At 71.2% G+C, this 16353-nt stretch carries 12 protein-coding genes and 1 pseudogene; 8 read left to right on the top strand and 5 right to left on the bottom strand.

Annotation, left to right across the window (positions count from 1 at the left end):
- Positions 1 to 65 precede the first annotated feature (65 nt).
- The 3 genes from RKD20_RS42935 to RKD20_RS42925 all read left to right on the top strand — a co-directional run bounded on the left by RKD20_RS42935 (position 66) and on the right by RKD20_RS42925 (position 5653).
- Positions 66 to 2858, top strand: coding sequence for a SpoIIE family protein phosphatase (locus RKD20_RS42935; protein WP_424882462.1), 2793 nt, complete (start codon positions 66 to 68; stop codon positions 2856 to 2858).
- 134 nt (positions 2859 to 2992) lie between these two features.
- Positions 2993 to 4357: an FAD-dependent oxidoreductase gene (locus RKD20_RS42930; RefSeq protein ID WP_424882461.1), complete on the top strand. Its 1365-nt coding sequence runs from the start codon at positions 2993 to 2995 to the stop codon at positions 4355 to 4357.
- Positions 4358 to 4501: 144 nt separating this feature from the next.
- Positions 4502 to 5653 carry an FAD-dependent oxidoreductase gene (locus RKD20_RS42925; protein WP_424882460.1) on the top strand — a complete coding sequence of 384 codons (1152 nt, stop codon included), beginning with the start codon at positions 4502 to 4504 and terminating at the stop codon, positions 5651 to 5653.
- Between the two features lie 13 nt (positions 5654 to 5666).
- Here RKD20_RS42925 and RKD20_RS42920 read toward each other — a convergent pair whose 3' ends face one another.
- Entirely contained in the window at positions 5667 to 6641 is a 975-nt protein-coding gene (locus RKD20_RS42920) for an ABC transporter substrate-binding protein (RefSeq protein WP_424882459.1), read from the bottom strand.
- 155 nt (positions 6642 to 6796) lie between these two features.
- On the opposite strand from RKD20_RS42920, the gene RKD20_RS42915 reads away from it, so the two are divergent.
- Positions 6797 to 8182: a hypothetical protein gene (locus RKD20_RS42915; protein WP_424883453.1), complete on the top strand. Its 1386-nt coding sequence runs from the start codon at positions 6797 to 6799 to the stop codon at positions 8180 to 8182.
- Positions 8183 to 8192: 10 nt separating this feature from the next.
- On the opposite strand, the gene RKD20_RS42910 is transcribed toward RKD20_RS42915, so the two are convergent.
- On the bottom strand, positions 8193 to 9095 hold the full coding sequence (locus RKD20_RS42910; RefSeq protein ID WP_424882458.1) for a peptidoglycan-binding domain-containing protein: 903 nt from the start codon (positions 9093 to 9095) through the stop codon (positions 8193 to 8195).
- A gap of 283 nt (positions 9096 to 9378) precedes the next feature.
- Here RKD20_RS42910 and RKD20_RS42905 point away from each other — a divergent pair, with 283 nt between their 5' ends.
- The 3 genes from RKD20_RS42905 to RKD20_RS42895 all read left to right on the top strand — a co-directional run bounded on the left by RKD20_RS42905 (position 9379) and on the right by RKD20_RS42895 (position 12845).
- Complete coding sequence (locus tag RKD20_RS42905; RefSeq protein ID WP_424882457.1) at positions 9379 to 10719, top strand: jacalin-like lectin; 1341 nt, start codon at positions 9379 to 9381, stop codon at positions 10717 to 10719.
- 170 nt (positions 10720 to 10889) lie between these two features.
- On the top strand, positions 10890 to 12266 hold the full coding sequence (locus RKD20_RS42900) for a glycoside hydrolase family 43 protein (protein ID WP_424882456.1): 1377 nt from the start codon (positions 10890 to 10892) through the stop codon (positions 12264 to 12266).
- Positions 12267 to 12350: 84 nt separating this feature from the next.
- Entirely contained in the window at positions 12351 to 12845 is a 495-nt protein-coding gene (locus tag RKD20_RS42895; protein WP_424882455.1) for a lamin tail domain-containing protein, read from the top strand.
- Here RKD20_RS42895 and RKD20_RS42890 read toward each other — a convergent pair.
- Both RKD20_RS42890 and RKD20_RS42885 read right to left on the bottom strand, forming a co-directional pair.
- On the bottom strand, positions 12829 to 13833 hold the full coding sequence (locus RKD20_RS42890) for a hypothetical protein (protein WP_424882454.1): 1005 nt from the start codon (positions 13831 to 13833) through the stop codon (positions 12829 to 12831). The genes RKD20_RS42895 and RKD20_RS42890 overlap by 17 nt on opposite strands.
- Positions 13830 to 14210, bottom strand: coding sequence for a PadR family transcriptional regulator (locus tag RKD20_RS42885; RefSeq protein ID WP_351987050.1), 381 nt, complete (start codon positions 14208 to 14210; stop codon positions 13830 to 13832). Before RKD20_RS42885 ends, RKD20_RS42890 begins: the two co-directional genes overlap by 4 nt.
- A gap of 352 nt (positions 14211 to 14562) precedes the next feature.
- Here RKD20_RS42885 and RKD20_RS42880 point away from each other — a divergent pair, with 352 nt between their 5' ends.
- Complete coding sequence (locus RKD20_RS42880; RefSeq protein WP_424882453.1) at positions 14563 to 15675, top strand: hypothetical protein; 1113 nt, start codon at positions 14563 to 14565, stop codon at positions 15673 to 15675.
- A 260-nt stretch (positions 15676 to 15935) separates the two neighbouring features.
- Here RKD20_RS42880 and RKD20_RS42875 read toward each other — a convergent pair.
- Positions 15936 to 16328: pseudogene (locus RKD20_RS42875) on the bottom strand (maleylpyruvate isomerase N-terminal domain-containing protein); the annotation flags it as partial.
- Positions 16329 to 16353: the final 25 nt, after the last annotated feature.

Genomic DNA, 16353 nt, shown 5'->3' with positions numbered 1-16353 from the left:
TCATGTTCTGTCACACCGCGTGACGCCCCTCGCCTCCTGGGGCGCGGCAGTGTAGACATGGGCACATGGTCCGACTCCTGGGCCGCTTCGGGGGCGGATCGGCCCGTCGCCCCGGCGGCCCCCGCCCACCGCAGACACCCGACCATGCTCACGACCGGCACGAGGTCCCGCTGAAGGGCAGTTCGCCCACGCGGGCGGAGCGCGACGGAGCCCGGACGCCACGGCGTCCGGGAGCCCTGCGGGCGGTGGTCGGCGGTCGCAGCGTGGCCGGCCAGGTGTTCGTCCTCCAGGTCGTGATCGTCCTGCTCCTGGTCGTGGCCGCGGTGGTGGCCCTGGTGCTCCAGGTGCGGCACGACAGCACCATCGAAGCCCGCAACCGTTCGGTGGCGGTCGCCCAGGCCTTCGCCAACGCCCCCGGCACCGCTGAGGCCCTCAGCGGTCCCGACCCCTCCGCGGTGCTCCAGCCACGCGCCGAGGCGGCCCGCAAGGCGACCGACGTGGACTTCATCGTCGTCATGGACACCAACGGCATCCGGTACACGCACCCCAAGCCGGACCGCATCGGCAAGAAGTTCGTCGGGAACATCGCCCCCGCGCTGGCCGGACGGGTGGTGACCGAGGACATCACGGGCACCATCGGACCGCTCGTGCAGGCCGTCGTCCCGGTCAAGGCCGACGACGGCAAGGTCGTGGGCCTGGTGTCGGCCGGCATCACCACCGCCAAGGTGGGCGGTACCGCCGACCAGCAGGTGCCGTTGCTCCTGATGGCCGCCGCGGTGGGACTCGCCCTGGCCACGGCGGGCACGGCGCTGGTCAGCCGACGGCTGCTGCGCCAGACGCACGGTCTGGGCCCGCACGAGATGACCCGCATGTACGAGCACCACGACGCGGTGCTGCACGCCGTACGCGAGGGTGTCCTGATCGTCGACGGCGAGGGCCGGCTGCTGCTCGCCAACGACGAGGCCCACCGGCTGCTCGACCTGCCCGCCGACGCCGAGGGCCGGCACGTCCTCGACCTCGGACTCCCCGCCGACACCGCCGGGCTGCTGGCTTCCGGACGGGTCGCCACCGACGAGGTGCACCGGGTCAAGGACCGCCTCCTGGCGGTCAACCAGCGGCCCACCGACATCCAGGGCGGCCCGCCGGGCAGCGTCGCCACCCTGCGCGACTCGACCGAGCTGCGGGCCCTGTCCGGGCGCGCCGAGGTGGCCCGCGAGCGCCTCGACATGCTGTACGACGCCACGGTGGGCATCGGAACGAGCCTGGACGTGACCCGCACAGCCGAGGAGCTGGCCGAGCTCGCCGTGCCGCGGTTCGCGGACTTCGCCACCGTCGACCTCTTCGACGCGGTGCTCAGCGGAGGCGAGCCGGAGGCGGCGACCACCCTGCGCCGCGTCGCGCTCAGCGGCATCCGTGAGGACGCCCCGCTGTACAAGGTCGGCGAGCGCATCCCCCTGGTCGACTCCGCTCCCCAGGCCCGCGGCATCAGCAGCGGCCAGGCCGTCCTCGAGTCGCGCCTCGCCGAGGCCACCGGGTGGCGCGCGCAGGACTGGGAGCGCTCCGCCCACGTCATCGAGTACGGCATCCACTCTCTGATCGCGGTCCCCCTGCGGGCCGGCCATCTCGTCCTGGGCACGGTCAGCTTCTGGCGCTCGGACAAGCCCCAGCCCTTCGACACCGAAGAGGTCGTGCTCGCCGAGGAGCTGGTCACCCGGGCCGCGGTCTCCATCGACAACGCCCGCCGCTACACCCGCGAGCACACCATGGCGGTGACGCTCCAGCGCAGTCTGCTGCCGCGTCGGCTGCCCGAGCAGGACGCCCTGGACATCGCCTACAAGTACCTGCCCGCGCAGGCCGGGGTGGGCGGCGACTGGTTCGACGTCCTGCCGCTGTCCGGTGCCCGGGTCGCGCTCGTGGTCGGCGACGTCGTGGGCCACGGGCTGCACGCCGCGGCCACGATGGGCAGGCTGCGCACGGCGGTGCACAACTTCTCCGCGCTCGACCTGCCGCCCGACGAACTGCTCGGCCTGCTCGACGAGCTGGTCGCCCGGATCGACCAGGACGAGGCGGAGGAGAGCGGCAACTCCCCCGTCACAGGCGCGACCTGCCTGTACGCCGTCTACGACCCGGTGTCCCGGCTGTGCACCGTCGCCCGCGCCGGACATCCCCCGCCCGCCCTCATCCACCCCGACGGCCGGGTCGAGTACGCCGACGTGCCCGCAGGGCCCCCGCTCGGCCTCGGCGGCCTGCCGTTCGAGACGGCCGACCTGGAACTCTCCGAGGGCAGCCGCCTGGTGCTCTACACCGACGGCCTCGTGGAGGACCGGGAGCGTGACATCGACGTGGGTCTGGAGCTGCTGCGCACCGCCCTGGAGCAGGCGGGGCCCTCGCCCGAGGACACCTGCCGGGCCGTACTGGACGCGCGGCCGCCGTCCCGGGCCACCGACGACATCGCCCTGATCGTGGCCCGCACCCGGGCGCTCGCGGCCGACCGGATCGCCGAGTGGCAGGTCCCCGCGGACCCGGCGGCCGTCTCGAACCTACGGGCGGCGGTGTCCCGGCAACTCGCCCACTGGGGCCTGGACGACCTCGCGTTCACCACGGAGCTGATCCTGAGCGAGCTGGTCACCAACGCGATCCGGTACGGCGGCGACCCCATCCACGTCCGCATGCTGTTCGACCGCACCCTGATATGCGAGGTGTTCGACAGCAGCAGCACCTCACCACATCTGCGGTACGCGGCCATGACCGACGAGGGCGGCCGCGGACTGTTCCTCGTCGCCCAGCTCAGCGAGCGCTGGGGCACCCGGTACACCCCGGAGGGCAAGGTCATCTGGGCCGAACAGCCGCTGCCGTGACGCGAATCGAGGACTTTCGGCCACTCATAAGGTGGTCTTATGAGCTCATAGATTGGACCCGCGTACCGACTTAGGCTTGCCTTAGCTTAGGCTTCCCCCGAGTTGATCTGTCACCGCTCGAAGGGAACCTGATCATGCCCCGCCCCCTGCGGGTAGCCATCGTCGGAGCCGGCCCCGCCGGGATCTACGCCGCCGACGCGCTGCTCAAGTCCGGTGTGGCCGCCGACCCCGGTGTGTCCATCGACCTCTTCGAGCGGATGCCGGCCCCGTTCGGACTGATCCGTTACGGCGTGGCTCCGGACCACCCCCGGATCAAGGGCATCATCACGGCCCTGCACCAGGTGCTCGACAAGCCGCAGATCCGCCTGTTCGGCAACGTCGACTACCCGACCGACATCAGCCTGGACGACCTGCGCGCGTTCTACGACGCCGTGATCTTCTCCACGGGCGCGACGGCCGACCGCGAGCTGCGCATACCGGGCATCGAGCTCGACGGCTCCTACGGCGCCGCCGACTTCGTCTCCTGGTACGACGGCCACCCGGACGTGCCGCGGACCTGGCCGCTTGAAGCCGAGAAGGTCGCCGTCCTCGGCGTCGGCAACGTCGCCCTGGACGTGGCCCGCATCCTGGCCAAGACGGCCGACGAACTCCTGCCGACGGAGATCCCGCCGAACGTCCACGAGGGCCTCAGGGCCAACAAGGCGCTGGAGGTCCACGTCTTCGGCCGCCGTGGCCCGGCGCAGGCGAAGTTCTCCCCCATGGAGCTGCGCGAGCTGGACCACTCCCCCAACATCGAGGTCATCGTCGACCCCGAGGACATCGACTACGACGAGGGCTCGATCGAGACCCGGCGCGGCAACAAGCAGGCCGACATGGTCGCCAAGACCCTGGAGAACTGGGCGATCCGCGATGTCGGCGACCGCCCGCACAAGCTGTTCCTGCACTTCTTCGAGTCGCCCACCGAGATCCTCGGCGAGGACGGCAAGGTCGTCGGCCTGCGCACCGAGCGCACCGCCCTGGACGGCACCGGCAACGTCAAGGGCACCGGCGAGTTCAAGGACTGGGACATCACCGCGGTCTACCGCGCGGTCGGCTACCTCTCCGACAAGCTGCCCAAGCTCCCCTGGGACATCGACTCGGGCACGGTCCCCGACCAGGGCGGCCGGGTCATGCAGGAGAGCGGCGAGCACCTGCAGTCGACGTACGTCACCGGCTGGATCCGGCGCGGCCCGGTGGGCCTGATCGGCCACACCAAGGGCGACGCCAACGAGACGGTGGCGAACCTCCTGGACGACTTCGCGAACGACCGCCTCCAGACCCCGGGCTCGCCCGAGCCGGAGGCCGTGGACGCGTTCCTCGCCGAGCGGAACGTCCGCTTCACCACCTGGGAGGGCTGGTACAGGCTGGACGCCGCCGAGAAGGCGCTGGGCGAGCCGCAGGGCCGCGAGCGGGTGAAGCTCGTCGAGCGCGAGGACATGCTGCGCGAGAGCGGCGCCTGATCCGCACCTGACGCCGGTCGCGCCGAGGCCCCGCAGGGGCGGTGCGACCGGCGTCGCGCTGGGCACGGAACCCTCGCCGCCGTCCCGTCGTTGCCTTCGTGTCCGTACGACCGTGCGGGCCGACGCGGGACGAACGGGGTGGGTGTGGCACGCGTACTGGTCATCGGCGGCGGGATCGGTGGTACGGCGACCGCTCTGGCACTGCACAAGGCGGGCTTCGAGACCGTCGTGCACGAGGCCCATCCCGATTCGGCCGAGGACATCGGCGCGTTCCTGACCCTGGCGAGCAACGGCATGCGCGCCCTGGCCCAGTTGGACGCCTCCGCGGCGGTCACCGCGATCGGCTTCCCGCTGACCTCACTGCGGGTCCTGGACGACACGGGCACCGAGCAGGCGCACGCACCCATGGGCGAGGTCTCCGACCCGCTGCTGCGGTACCGGTGCCTGCGCCGCGGCGACCTCAGCACCGCGCTCCAGGCGGAGGCCCGGCGCCGCGGCGTCCCCGTCCGGCACGGCGCGCGGCTCGCCTCCGTCGAGGACGGCCCCGACGGGGTCACCGCGCACTTCACCGACGGCACCACCGCGACCGGCGACCTGCTGATCGGCGCCGACGGCCTCAACTCCGCCGTACGACGGTCGGTCTCCCCCGGGACGCAGCCGTGCTACGCCGGCCAGTACGTCTTCTACGGCTACACGCGCACCGCGTCTCCTCCCGGCACGGACGCGTGCATCACCATGGTCCGCGGCAGCGGGGCCGCGTTCGGCTACGCGGTGTCGCCCGACGGGGAGGCGTACTGGTTCGCCCGGGTCACCGGCGATCCGCTGCCCGCCGAGGAGCTGGCGCAGGGCACGGCCACCGGCCGGCGCGATCTGCTGCTGCCGCTGCTGCGCAAGGACGCCACACCGGCGGCGGACCTCGTCGCGGCCACCGGCGACGAGCTCCTGGTCACCAACGCCACCGAGATCCCCACCGGCACCCCGTGGCGCTCCGGACGGACCCTGCTCATCGGTGATGCCGCCCACGCGGCCTCCCCGGCAACCGGCCAGGGTGCCTCGATGGCCCTGGAGGACGCGGTGGTCCTCGCCAAGGCCCTGCGGGACGCACCGGACACGGACAACGCGCTCGCCCTCTACGAGACGCTCCGCCGCCCCCGCGTGGAACACAACATCACCGTCAGCGGCAACATCTCCCGCGGCTCCCACACCCCCTCGGCCACCGCCCGCCCCTGCGACGAGGACCTCGCCCGTCTCCTGGAATGGGACACAGACCTCTGGGCCGCACGGCACCCTGTTTAGGAGTTTGGCCCCCTCAGGAGAACAGGGCCTGGATGTCCGGCTTCTTGCCGCCGAAGATGCCGTCCTTCTCACCGAGGGCGGCGAGCTTCTCGAGCGAGGCCACGTCGACCTGGGGCGGCCAGCTCGGGAGTATGAGCCTGGTCAGCACATCGCCGCTGATCTTGGTGTAGACGGTGAGGATCTGCCGGGCCTCGTCCGGATGGCCCGTGGCGTACTCCAGCGACTCCGTCATGGCCTCGGTGAACTTCTTCACCAGCTCCGGGTTCTGCTGCGCGATCTTCGTCGAGGTGAACCAGGTCGCGACGGTGAGCTTCGGATCGGTCTCGGCGAACGGCGAGGCGACGACCCGGGCGCCCTGCGCCTTGGCGACCGTCTGGGCCGGCTCGCCCATCCACGCCGCGTCCACGCGACCGCCGTCCAGCGCGGCCGGCATCTGGTCGAAGGGGATCTCGACGAACTTCACCTTCGCCGGATCGCCGCCGTCCTCGCGCACCGACTCGCGGACCGTGGTGTCCCCGATGTTCTGGAGGGTGTTCACCGCGACCGAGCGTCCGGCCAGGTCCTTCGCCGACTTCACCGGGCTGTCCTTCTTCACCAGGACACCGGTGACATCGGCCCCCACCTTCCCGTTGGAAGCCGCCCCGTTGACCACGGACTTCACGGGAACGCCCTTGGTCTGCGCGAGCATCAGGGACGTGGTGTTGCTGAAGCCGAACTGGAACTGACCGCTCACCACTCCGGGGATGATGGCCGCACCGCCCTGCGCGGTCACCATCTGCAGCTCGATCCCCCGACGGGCGAAGAAGCCCTTCTTCTGCCCCAGATAGAGCGGCGCCACGTCGACGATGGGGATGACACCGACCGTGACCTGCGTCTTCTTTCCTCCGCTCGCGGAGGACGTGCCGCCCCCGGAGTCCGACGACCCACATCCTGCGGCGCCCGCGAGGGTCACCACCGCAACGGCAAGTCCGAGCAAGCGCCTTCGCATGGGGCCCTCCTGACGAGGCGACAGAACGCCTCACGACCCGTCCACTGATGTTGTGCACATCATTGACGCCCGCAATGTACACGCCTACTTTCGCCGGTGTCAGTCCCCCCGACCGCAGGAAAAACGGACGGCCCCCAAGGAGCCCACGTCTCGTGATGCACCGCATCCGCACCCGTACGCTCGTCACCGTCGCGGCCCTGCTGCTCGCCGCCCCCCTCGCACCGGCCGCCCACGCCGCCGAGGACGTCCATGTCGAGGGCCGGCTGCCGTCCGGCGCGACCTACCTCATGGACGTACCGGCCGGCTGGAACGGCACGGTCCTCCTCTACAGCCACGGCTACACACCGCCCGGCGTCCCCAACCCGGCCCGCAACGCCCCCGACGACACCACGAAGTCCCTTCTCCTGAAGGAGGGTTACGCGCTGATCGGGTCCTCGTACGCCACCACCGGCTGGGCCGTCACCGAGGCCGTGCCGGACCAGCTCGCCACCCTCGACACCTTCACCGCCCGCTTCGGCCGCGCCGGCCGCACCATCGCCTGGGGCACGTCCTACGGCGGCCTCGTCACGACCGCTCTCGCGGAACGCCACGCGTCCCGCCTCGCCGGTTCGCTGTCGATGTGCGGGCTGGTCCAGGGCGGTGTCGCCAACTGGAACAGCACGCTGGACCCGGTGTTCGCGCTGAAGACGCTCCTCGCGCCCGGATCCGGCATCCGGCTGACCGGCCTGCCAAGCCCGGCCGCCGCGGCCCAGGCCTCCGACGCCATGACGGCCGTCCTCACCGAGGCCCAGCAGACCGCCGACGGACGGGCCAGGATCGCGCTCGCCGCGGCCCTGCACAACATCCCCGGCTGGAACGACCCTTCCCAGCCCCGGCCCGCACCCACCGACCGGGACGCCCAGCAGTCGAACCAGTACCAGGCCGTCGTCGGGCTGGTGAAGTTCCCCGCGTTCGTCTGGCGCCAGGAGGCCGAGTCCCGGGCGGGCGGCACCATGTCGTGGAACACCGGGGTCGACTACCACGCCATGCTCCGCAACTCCCCCTACCTCAAGGAGGTCAAGGAGCTGTACGCCAAGGCCCACCTCTCCCTGAAGTCCGATCTCCACGCCCTCGACAGGGCCCCGCGCTCCCGAGCCGACACGAACGCCGTCGACTGGGTGAGCCGCACGAGCTCCTTCACCGGGCGCCTCACCAAGCCCCAGCTGAACATCCACACCACCGGCGACGCCCTGATCCCGGTGCAGTCCGAGAGCGCGTATCGCCGGGCCGCCACCACCGCAGGCTCGGCTCCGCTGCTGCGGCAGCGCTATGTCGACAACGCGGGCCACTGCACCTTCAGCCCCGGCGAGCAGATCGCCGCCCTGCACACGCTGGAGGACCGGATCAGGAGCGGCCACTGGCTCGGCACTGACCCAGCCGCGCTCAACTCCCGTGCCACCGCAGCCGACCCGGCCTCACCGGCCCGCTATCTCCCCTACTCCCCGACCGCCTACCCCCGCCCCTACGACCGGGCACACCCGTCCGACGGGCCCCGGACCTAGTCCTCGGCCGTCACGGCTCCGAGGTCTCGGACTCCAGCGACGCGCGCGTCGCCCTGCCGTAGACGCCGGAGTCGTCCTGCAGGACGAAGCGGGTGACCTGGTAGGTGCGCACGGCGCTCTGGACCTGCTGGTCGAAGTCGCCGTCGGCCTCCCCGTCGTAGACGCCGACCTGCCGGAGCCGGAGCTGGAGTTCGACGACCTCGGGGCCGTGGTCGCCGAGGCTGAGCACGGGAGGCTGACCGCTCGACACGGTCGGGCCTGGGGCCACCGTGGCGGTGGCGGCGGCGCTGGACGGGGCCCCGACCGGGGTGGTGGTGCCCGTAGGTGACGCGCTGTCACTGGGCCGCGCGCTCGGTGAGGAGGAGGGCGGTGCGGACGACTGCGTCGAGGACGCCGCAGGAGAAGAAGCGGTGACGGACGGGCCGCTCGACGACGGCGGCGCCTCCGGCACGCCCGCGCGTACGCCGCCGGCCGCGGAACCGTCCCGTGAAGGTCCGTCGTAGGTGAAGAGTCCGCCGAGGAATCCGCCCGTGACGAGGACGGCGACGGCCGCTCCCGTCCCGGCGAGGAGCACCGTCCGCCGCCGACGGTCCGGGGCGATGTCGGCCGGGGACGCCACGGCCGGCTGCCCGATGGGCTCCTGTCCCGCGTCCGCCCCGATCGAGGTGTCAGCGGCCAAGTCCCTTGCAAGAGCGGGCAGTTCCGGCTCTTCGGCCGAGTCAGCCGGTTCCTCGCCGACCTCCACGAACGGCCGGATGCGCACCGGGTCGAAGTCCTCCGCCGCGGCCGCCTCGGCCGTACGGGACTCGCGGTGGGCCTCGGAGGCACGGTGCGCGCAGGCGCAGGAGGGAGTGCCGTCCGCCGCCCTGGGCGCCCCGCACTCCGGGCAGACGAGGACTGGTGGTTCACTCACGCGCGTCCCCTCTCCCTACGATCTTCATATCGTAGACAGATATGCCGCGCGGAAATTCCACAACTCGTATCCCTCGGAAACCCCGGCATCCACAGGGCCGAGATTCAGCCACCGTGCGTGACGGAGAGATGAACGGTGGCGGGCGCGGGGCCCCAACGACCCGTCAGACGCAGGGCACTTGACGAACCAGTGCCACGCAAGACCGCGACAACGAGGGGTAACCAGCGGTAACTTCTGTCCCGCCCCGCCCACCCCAACCGCGCCTCCCCAGGAGACACTCCCCATGCGCAGACTCCTCGCCGCCCTGGCGGCGACCACCGCCGTCCTCGGCGGACTCACCGCGGCCGCCCCGTCCGCCACGGCCGCCGACTCGGGCACCTTCAACGTCCTCGGCTACAACGTGGCCGGCCTGCCCGAGGCCATCTCCAGCGCACCGACGCCCCGCGAGTCGAGCACCACGACGATCGGCCAGCGCATCGCGCCGTACGACATCGTCCACGTCGAGGAGGACTTCAACTACCACGCCTTCCTCTACGCGGCCGACACGAACCACGCCTACCGCACCCCCACCAGCGGCGGCGCCGGCATCGGCAGCGGCCTGAACACGCTGTCGAAAATCCCCTACGACGCCGACGACTTCGAGCGGGTGCGCTGGAACTCCTGCCAGGTGGACTCGGGCGACTGCCTCACCCCCAAGGGCTTCACCTTCATGCGCGAACGCCTCGCCGAGGGCGTCTACGTCGACTTCTACAACCTTCACACCAACGCGGGCACCAACGACGGGGACCTCGCCTCGCGCGCGGACAACCTCAACCAGCTCACCGCGTTCATCAAGTCCCACTCCGCAGGCAACGCCGTCGTGGTCATGGGCGACACCAACACCCGTTACACCCGCTCCGGCGACACCATCGCCGAGTTCGCCGCCGCCAACGGCCTGACCGACCCCTGGGTCCAGCTGATCCGCGGCGGCACCCCGCCCGCCAAGGGCAGCGACGCCCTGGTCTGCGACCAGACCGGCACCACCGTCCCCAACACCTGCGAGGTCGTCGACAAGGTCCTCTACCGCGGCAGCAAGCTGGTTTCCCTCAACGCCACCTCGTACAACAACGAGCACGCCAAGTTCCTCACCAGCGACAACCTGATGCTCTCCGACCACGACCCGATCACCGTCGGCTTCACATGGTCGCGCAACTCCGCCTACCAGCTCAGCGACCAGTACGGCGGCCCGCACGGCGACTACTACAACGACATCACCAACGTCCCCGCCGGCGCCCGCGCCACCACCATCGGGCTGCGCAGCGGTTCCCGCGTCGACCAGATGAGCCTCACCCTGGCGAACGGCACCACGCTCGCCCACGGCGGGACCGGCGGCACCGCGTCGTCCCTGACCCTGGGCAGCGGGGAGTACGTGACCGCGGGCCAGCTCTGCCAGGCCGAGTACAGCGGCCACACGCGGATCTTCTACGCCAAGTTCACCACCAGCCTCGGCCGCACCCTGGCCGGCGGCACCACCACCGCCGACTGCGTGACCCGCACCGCCCCCTCCGGCTGGCAGATCGCCGGATTCCACGGACGCTCGGGAGACGCGGTCGACAAGATCGGCTTCATCTACACCCAGCGCTGACCCACCTGACCCGGGGCGCTCCCCCGCACCCCGGGTGCACAGGAATCACAAAAGAGTGACAGGACGATTGACGGGCTCATGGCCAGGCCCTTACCTTCTGATCGATTTGCCGAACCATGTTCGAAATACCGGTCATTGAGGTGCCCCCGCACGCCACCCTGGAGAGCACGATGAGCGCAAACCCCCACCTGTCCCGCCGCGGCCTCCTGGGCATGACGGCCGCCGTGCCGCTCGCCCTGACCCTCGGCGCGGGCACCGCGCAGGCCGCCGACTCGGCGTACGCGATGGTCTACTTCACCGAGTCGACCAAGCTCGGCGACGGCACCGACTACGGTCTCCACCTGGCCGTGAGCCCCGACGGGCTCAACTGGACCCCGCTCAACCAGAACAACCCCCTGGTCACCCCCACCGCCGGCGCCCTCGGCCTGCGCGACCCGTTCCTCATGCGCAAGCAGGACGGCACCTTCGTCGTCCTCGCCACCGACCTCAAGGGCACCGACTGGAACTACAACAGCCAGTACATCCACGTCTGGGACTCCGCCGACCTGCGCACCTTCACCGGCTACCGGCGCCTGAAGCTGCACGACATGACGACCCACAGCTGGGCACCCGAGGCGTTCTGGGACGCCGGCCGGGGTCAGTACGCGGTCATCTACTCCGCGGTGAACTCCAGCGGCCACAACGTGATCATGGTCAACTACACCAGCGACTTCGTCACCGCCTCCGCCCCGCAGGTCTTCTTCGACCCCGGCTACGACGTCATCGACGGCGACATGGCCGTGGGCGTGAACGGCTACAACTACCTCTTCTTCAAGAAGAACCAGACGCTGGTGAGTGCCCGATCCACCACCCTGAACCCGGGCAGCTTCACCGAGTACAGCGCGGGCGTGGCCCATGGCGGCACCGAGGCCCCCACCGTGGTCAAGTCCCTCACCTCCGGCACCTGGTGGCTGTGGGGGGACACCTACACCCCCAACGGCGTCTTCTACGCCTGGCAGTCGAGCAGCCCCGCCTCCGGCACCTGGACCGCCCTGGACCAGAAGACCTACACCCAGCCGGTCAACTCCAAGCACTGCGGCATCGCCACGATCACCACGGCCGAGTACACCAACCTGCTCGCGAAGTGGGGCGCGCCGGCCTGGAACCGGCTCAAGTCCTACAACTACCCGGCCCGTTACGTCCGCCACTCAGACTACGTGGGCCGCATCGACGAGTACCCCGTCGAGCCGTACAAGGACTCCCTGTGGACCCTCGTGCCGGGTCTCGCCGACAGCTCCGGCGTGTCCTTCCGGTCGGTCAACTATCCCGACCGCTATCTGCGGCACTACAACTACCAGCTCCGGCTCGACACCAACGACGGCACCTCCACCTTCGCCGGTGACGCGACTTTCTACCGCACGGCGGGCCTCGCGGACGCGAGCTGGGCCTCCTTCCGCTCGTACAACAACCCGACCCGATACATCCGGCACTTCGACTACGTCCTGCGCATCGACCCGGTCTCCACCGCCACCGAGAAGCAGGACGCCACATTCCGGGTAGGTTACTGATTCAACCGAAAAGCCCCCCTGGCGCTCCGCGTTTGTATACGCTCCAGGTCGTCTTCACCAGACCTTCACAGGGGGGCTTTTTCCATGCGCAGAGGACACATAGCCGCCGTCGCGGCCGCCGCGGGCGCGCTGACCGTGCTCGCCACGATCCCGGCCCACGCCGCCGAGTACTCGTCGGCGCTGAAGATCAAGGGCATCCAGTACGACGCCCCGGGCCGGGACTCCAACAGCTGCTCCACCGGCAACACCGACGAGGAGTACCTGACGATCAAGAACTACTCGCGGACCGCGACGGTGAACCTCAAGGGGTACGTCGTCAAGGACGCCACCGGCAACAAGTTCACGTTCACGAAGAACCACACGCTCCAGCCCGGCGACTACGTGAAGCTGCGCGGTGGCCGCGGCACCGACTCCGACGCGCACAACGTCGTGTACCGCAACAACTGCAACTTCATCTGGAACAACGACAAGGACACGATCTACCTGTACAAGCCGTCGGGCGCGCACGCCGACACCCACGCGTACACCGCGAGCGCCAACGACCGGGACGGCAACGGGTACATCACGTACCACGGCTGAGCAGGTCACGTCCGCTCACGACGGCCAGCGCGGCGGTCAGTGCGACCAGGGCCGCCGCCTGGGTCAGGACGCCCACGCGCAGCGCCCCGGGCAGGAGGTCGAGCCACGGGTAGACCGCGGTGATCCGGACCGCCAGGAGGAGCAGACCCAGCGCCGCGAGGGCGGCGGCCTCCGCGGCGGGGACGCGGTTCTCGCCGCGGGCGCGGTACAGCAGCCAGGCGAGGGCCGTCACGAGGTAGCACGTCACGAGGGCCCAGACGGTGTCGACCCCGCCGGGCAGTGCCACGACGGAGCCGCCCATCAGCACACAGCAGGCGGCGAAGACCAGGCCGGGCGCGCCCGCGGGCAGAGCCGCCGGGGGCGCGTCTCGGTGGTGGGCCGCGCAGAGCGCCAGCGCGGAGGCCCAGGCCAGCACGGCGGCCGCGACGACGTAGGCGGAGTCCGAGGGGGCGAAGTCGCGGGCCCAGAGATCCACCAGCGGAAAGAGCGTCGGCAGGGCCGCGACGAGCGCCGCCACCTGGGCGAGGCGGCGGTGATCGCGCAGCAGGGCGAAGTAGGCGACCGTCCACAGCAGCGGGAGGACCCACTGGGCGACCGCGCCGGCACCGGCCCACACTCCGTGGCCGGTGAAACCGTCCGTGAACAGGGCCCACTGGCTTCCGCCACGGGTCGACGCCCAGGTCAGCCCCAGAACCCGGTCGACCACGGCGGACGCCGCCTGGAGCAGGACGGCGAACAGGGCGAAGAGGCGGACGGCCGAGCCGAGTACGGCGTAGCGGCGGGGCGCGCCGCCCGCGCCGAGCCTGCTGCGCACGGCCAGCGCGAGGATGCTCGCCACCTCGCCGAGGGTGGGCCGGCTCTGCTCCTGGGTCTCCTGGTCGACGTCCCAGAGGTAGGTCTCGACCATCTCCTCCTCCCGCTCGCGCCGGTAATAGGCGGGCAGCAGGCGCAGGACGGCGCGGTAGCGGGATTCGAGCAGCGTGGTCATGCCAGACCTCCGGCGAGTCCGGGCCGCGTGGCGGGCTTGTCGGTCGTTCCAGGAGCACTTGCGGGGGTACGGCGTCCCTCGGCGATCCGCTTCTTCGCGGCGCTCGCTCCGGCGGCCAGCCGCTCCGCCTCGGCGGTCAGGGCCGCGGTCCCCTCGTCGGTGAGGCGGTAGTAGCGCCGGAGTCTGCCCTGCTGCACCTCCTCGCGGTCCAGCACGATCAGCGCGTCGGCGGTGAGCCGGTCCAGTACGCCGTACAGGGTGCCGACGCGCATCTGCACGGCCCCCTCGGAGAGTTCCTCGACCTCGCGCAGGATGCCGTAGCCGTGCCGCGGCTGATCGGCGAGGGCGGTCAGAACGAAGAACGCCGCCTGTGTCATGTTCCTCGGTGCCATGAACACGAATATATCGGCTCCCGATATATTCAGCCAGCCGAATCGCGGAGGCGGTCGGGGACGACGAACAGGGCCCGCCCCAATGCGGATGGTGGGCGGGCCCTGTTCGAGAGGTCATTTTGGCGTGCCGGGCCGCGGACCGGGCACGAGTGAACCGCGGCCACTCGGTGCGAAGCGTGTGCGCCCCGTGTGCGCGGGGCAGATCACGGTGAGCGTCCCGTGTCGGCGGACGCCCCCGCGCCGCACATGTCCGCCTGCCGGACCCGCCTGGTCCGCACGGGCCGCCGACGACGATACTTGGCCCCGGCACGCACCACTCCCTCTCACAGATGGACCCATGTCAAGCACTCCCACGGCAGACCCCACGGCACCCTCCACCGTCTGGCTGGCCCGCGGCCGCCATCTCGGATCCGACGCGGCCGACGTCCTGCGCCGGAATCTGGAGCTACTGAAGGAGAGCGCGACCCTCGACGACTTCCAGGAACCGTCCGAGACCGGGGACGCCCCGGAGCGGATCTTCGAGGCCCGCTGGCGGGTCGCCGACGAGGTGACCGTCCGGGCCCGGCTCTCCCTCGCCCCCGTGTCGAGCGGCGGACAGGAGTGGGTACTGGCGGCCGAGGCGGAGCAGCCGTGGGATCTGCGGTGGCCCTCTCCCGCGACCATGTTCTGGCCCGACAGCGACGACGTCTTCTGGGACCGTGACGCCGCCACCGGGCTGCGGCTCAGGGACCTGAGCGTGCTGCCCGAGGAGGACAAGGACGTACGGCGGGTGCTGCGGCAGGCCGTGCGCGGCAGCTGGGCGGTGCATGTCGTCGTCCACGAGGCCATGACCACCGACCAGCGCGGCCGGCGCCCGCTGGCGGACATGATGCCGCCGGGTCTGCGCCACCGGATCGTCGAGCACCGGGCGCTGCCGCACCAGCTGCGGGTCCTGAACTGGGCCGTGAAGGAGTTCGGCGTGGAGGTGCCGCGCGGCGGTGCCGTGGTGCTGCCCGGGACGCCGGTGCCGCCCGGCTACGACGGCCAGGACTTCTCCGTACGCAGCGTGTTCCTCGACGGTTCGGAGCCCACCGAGCTGATCGCGACCGTGACACGCTACGCGGCGATGCCCAAGCCGCTGCCGGAGGGCGGCGAGGCGGCCGTGACCGCGCTGCGGGAGCAGTGGCAGCTGCTGACGCCGGCGGAGGAGCTCGAACGCGAGCGGGCTCTGGTGGCGATGTACGCCGAGGCGCTGGAGGCCATGACGAAGTCCCGGGACCTGTACCGGGAGGCCGCCGAGCGGGCGAACGAGGCGCTGGCGATCTACCGCGAGAACGCCCCGGCACCGGAGCCCCGGACGGATCCGGAGGCCACCTCGCCGTTGCAGCAGCTGTCGAAGACGTTCGGGCGCTGGAAGGGCACCCTGCGGCCCCCGGCCCGCGACGAGGACCAGGACCGGCAGATCAGCTGAAGAGCGGAAAGCGGTCCGCGTCCGCGCCGAGGGCGAGCCGTTCGGGCTCTGTGAGCGGTGTGCGTCCGGTGGCCGCGCGGGCGTAGTGCTCGTCCTTCCAGTCCAGCGGGACGGGGCCCGCCGAGGAGCCCGTCCAGGGTGGCGCGCACCGCGGCCAGGCCCGCGGCGGACGGGCCGGGGGCCTCCGGCAGGTCGACGACGAGGTCGAGGTGGTGGACGGTGGCCTCGACGGCGAGCGTGAGCATCAGGTCCCCGGCCGTCAGCACATGTCCCTGCGTGGAGACCGGCAGCTCCGGCGGGGTGTCCGCGACGGCGTTCACAGTGGCCGCGGTGGTCTCCAGGTACAGCTCGCGCAGCTGGCGGAAGTCGAGGAACATGCTGGCGCTCACCCGGTTCCAGCGCTGGCCGTTCGCCGCGCCGACGGGGTCCGGCGCCCAGTCCCGCCAGTAGGTCACCGCGTCCAGGTCGGGCGGTCCGGCAGCGGGTGTGTGCAGGGCGACCAGGGCCCGCTGGGCGTCCCCGGCACAGTGGAAGACCAGGTCGCGCACGGCCCAGCCGGTGCAGCCGGTGGGCCGCCAGGACTCCTCGTCGCCGAGGGGGCGTACGACGGCCGTGAAGGCCTCGTAGGCGGCGCGCAGCACGTCGGCGTTCATGGCGCCAGCCAAGGGGGGCACTTTC

Source organism: Streptomyces sp. SLBN-8D4, from assembly GCF_049739545.1.
GTDB classification, from domain to species: domain Bacteria; phylum Actinomycetota; class Actinomycetes; order Streptomycetales; family Streptomycetaceae; genus Streptomyces; species Streptomyces canus_C.
Note: the sequence above shows the minus strand (reverse complement) of the source record. Positions and strands in the feature narration are given on the sequence as shown.

What these genes read in the sequence shown, in the direction of transcription:
- RKD20_RS42935 (WP_424882462.1), top strand. Translation starts at nt 66, where the DNA reads ATGGTCCGACTCCTGGGCCGCTTCGGGGGCGGATCGGCCCGTCGCCCC.
- RKD20_RS42930 (WP_424882461.1), top strand. Translation starts at nt 2,993, where the DNA reads ATGCCCCGCCCCCTGCGGGTAGCCATCGTCGGAGCCGGCCCCGCCGGG.
- RKD20_RS42920 (WP_424882459.1), bottom strand. Translation starts at nt 6,641, where the DNA reads ATGCGAAGGCGCTTGCTCGGACTTGCCGTTGCGGTGGTGACCCTCGCG.
- RKD20_RS42915 (WP_424883453.1), top strand. Translation starts at nt 6,797, where the DNA reads ATGCACCGCATCCGCACCCGTACGCTCGTCACCGTCGCGGCCCTGCTG.
- RKD20_RS42905 (WP_424882457.1), top strand. Translation starts at nt 9,379, where the DNA reads ATGCGCAGACTCCTCGCCGCCCTGGCGGCGACCACCGCCGTCCTCGGC.
- RKD20_RS42900 (WP_424882456.1), top strand. Translation starts at nt 10,890, where the DNA reads ATGAGCGCAAACCCCCACCTGTCCCGCCGCGGCCTCCTGGGCATGACG.
- RKD20_RS42895 (WP_424882455.1), top strand. Translation starts at nt 12,351, where the DNA reads ATGCGCAGAGGACACATAGCCGCCGTCGCGGCCGCCGCGGGCGCGCTG.
- RKD20_RS42890 (WP_424882454.1), bottom strand. Translation starts at nt 13,833, where the DNA reads ATGACCACGCTGCTCGAATCCCGCTACCGCGCCGTCCTGCGCCTGCTG.
- RKD20_RS42885 (WP_351987050.1), bottom strand. Translation starts at nt 14,210, where the DNA reads ATGACACAGGCGGCGTTCTTCGTTCTGACCGCCCTCGCCGATCAGCCG.
- RKD20_RS42880 (WP_424882453.1), top strand. Translation starts at nt 14,563, where the DNA reads ATGTCAAGCACTCCCACGGCAGACCCCACGGCACCCTCCACCGTCTGG.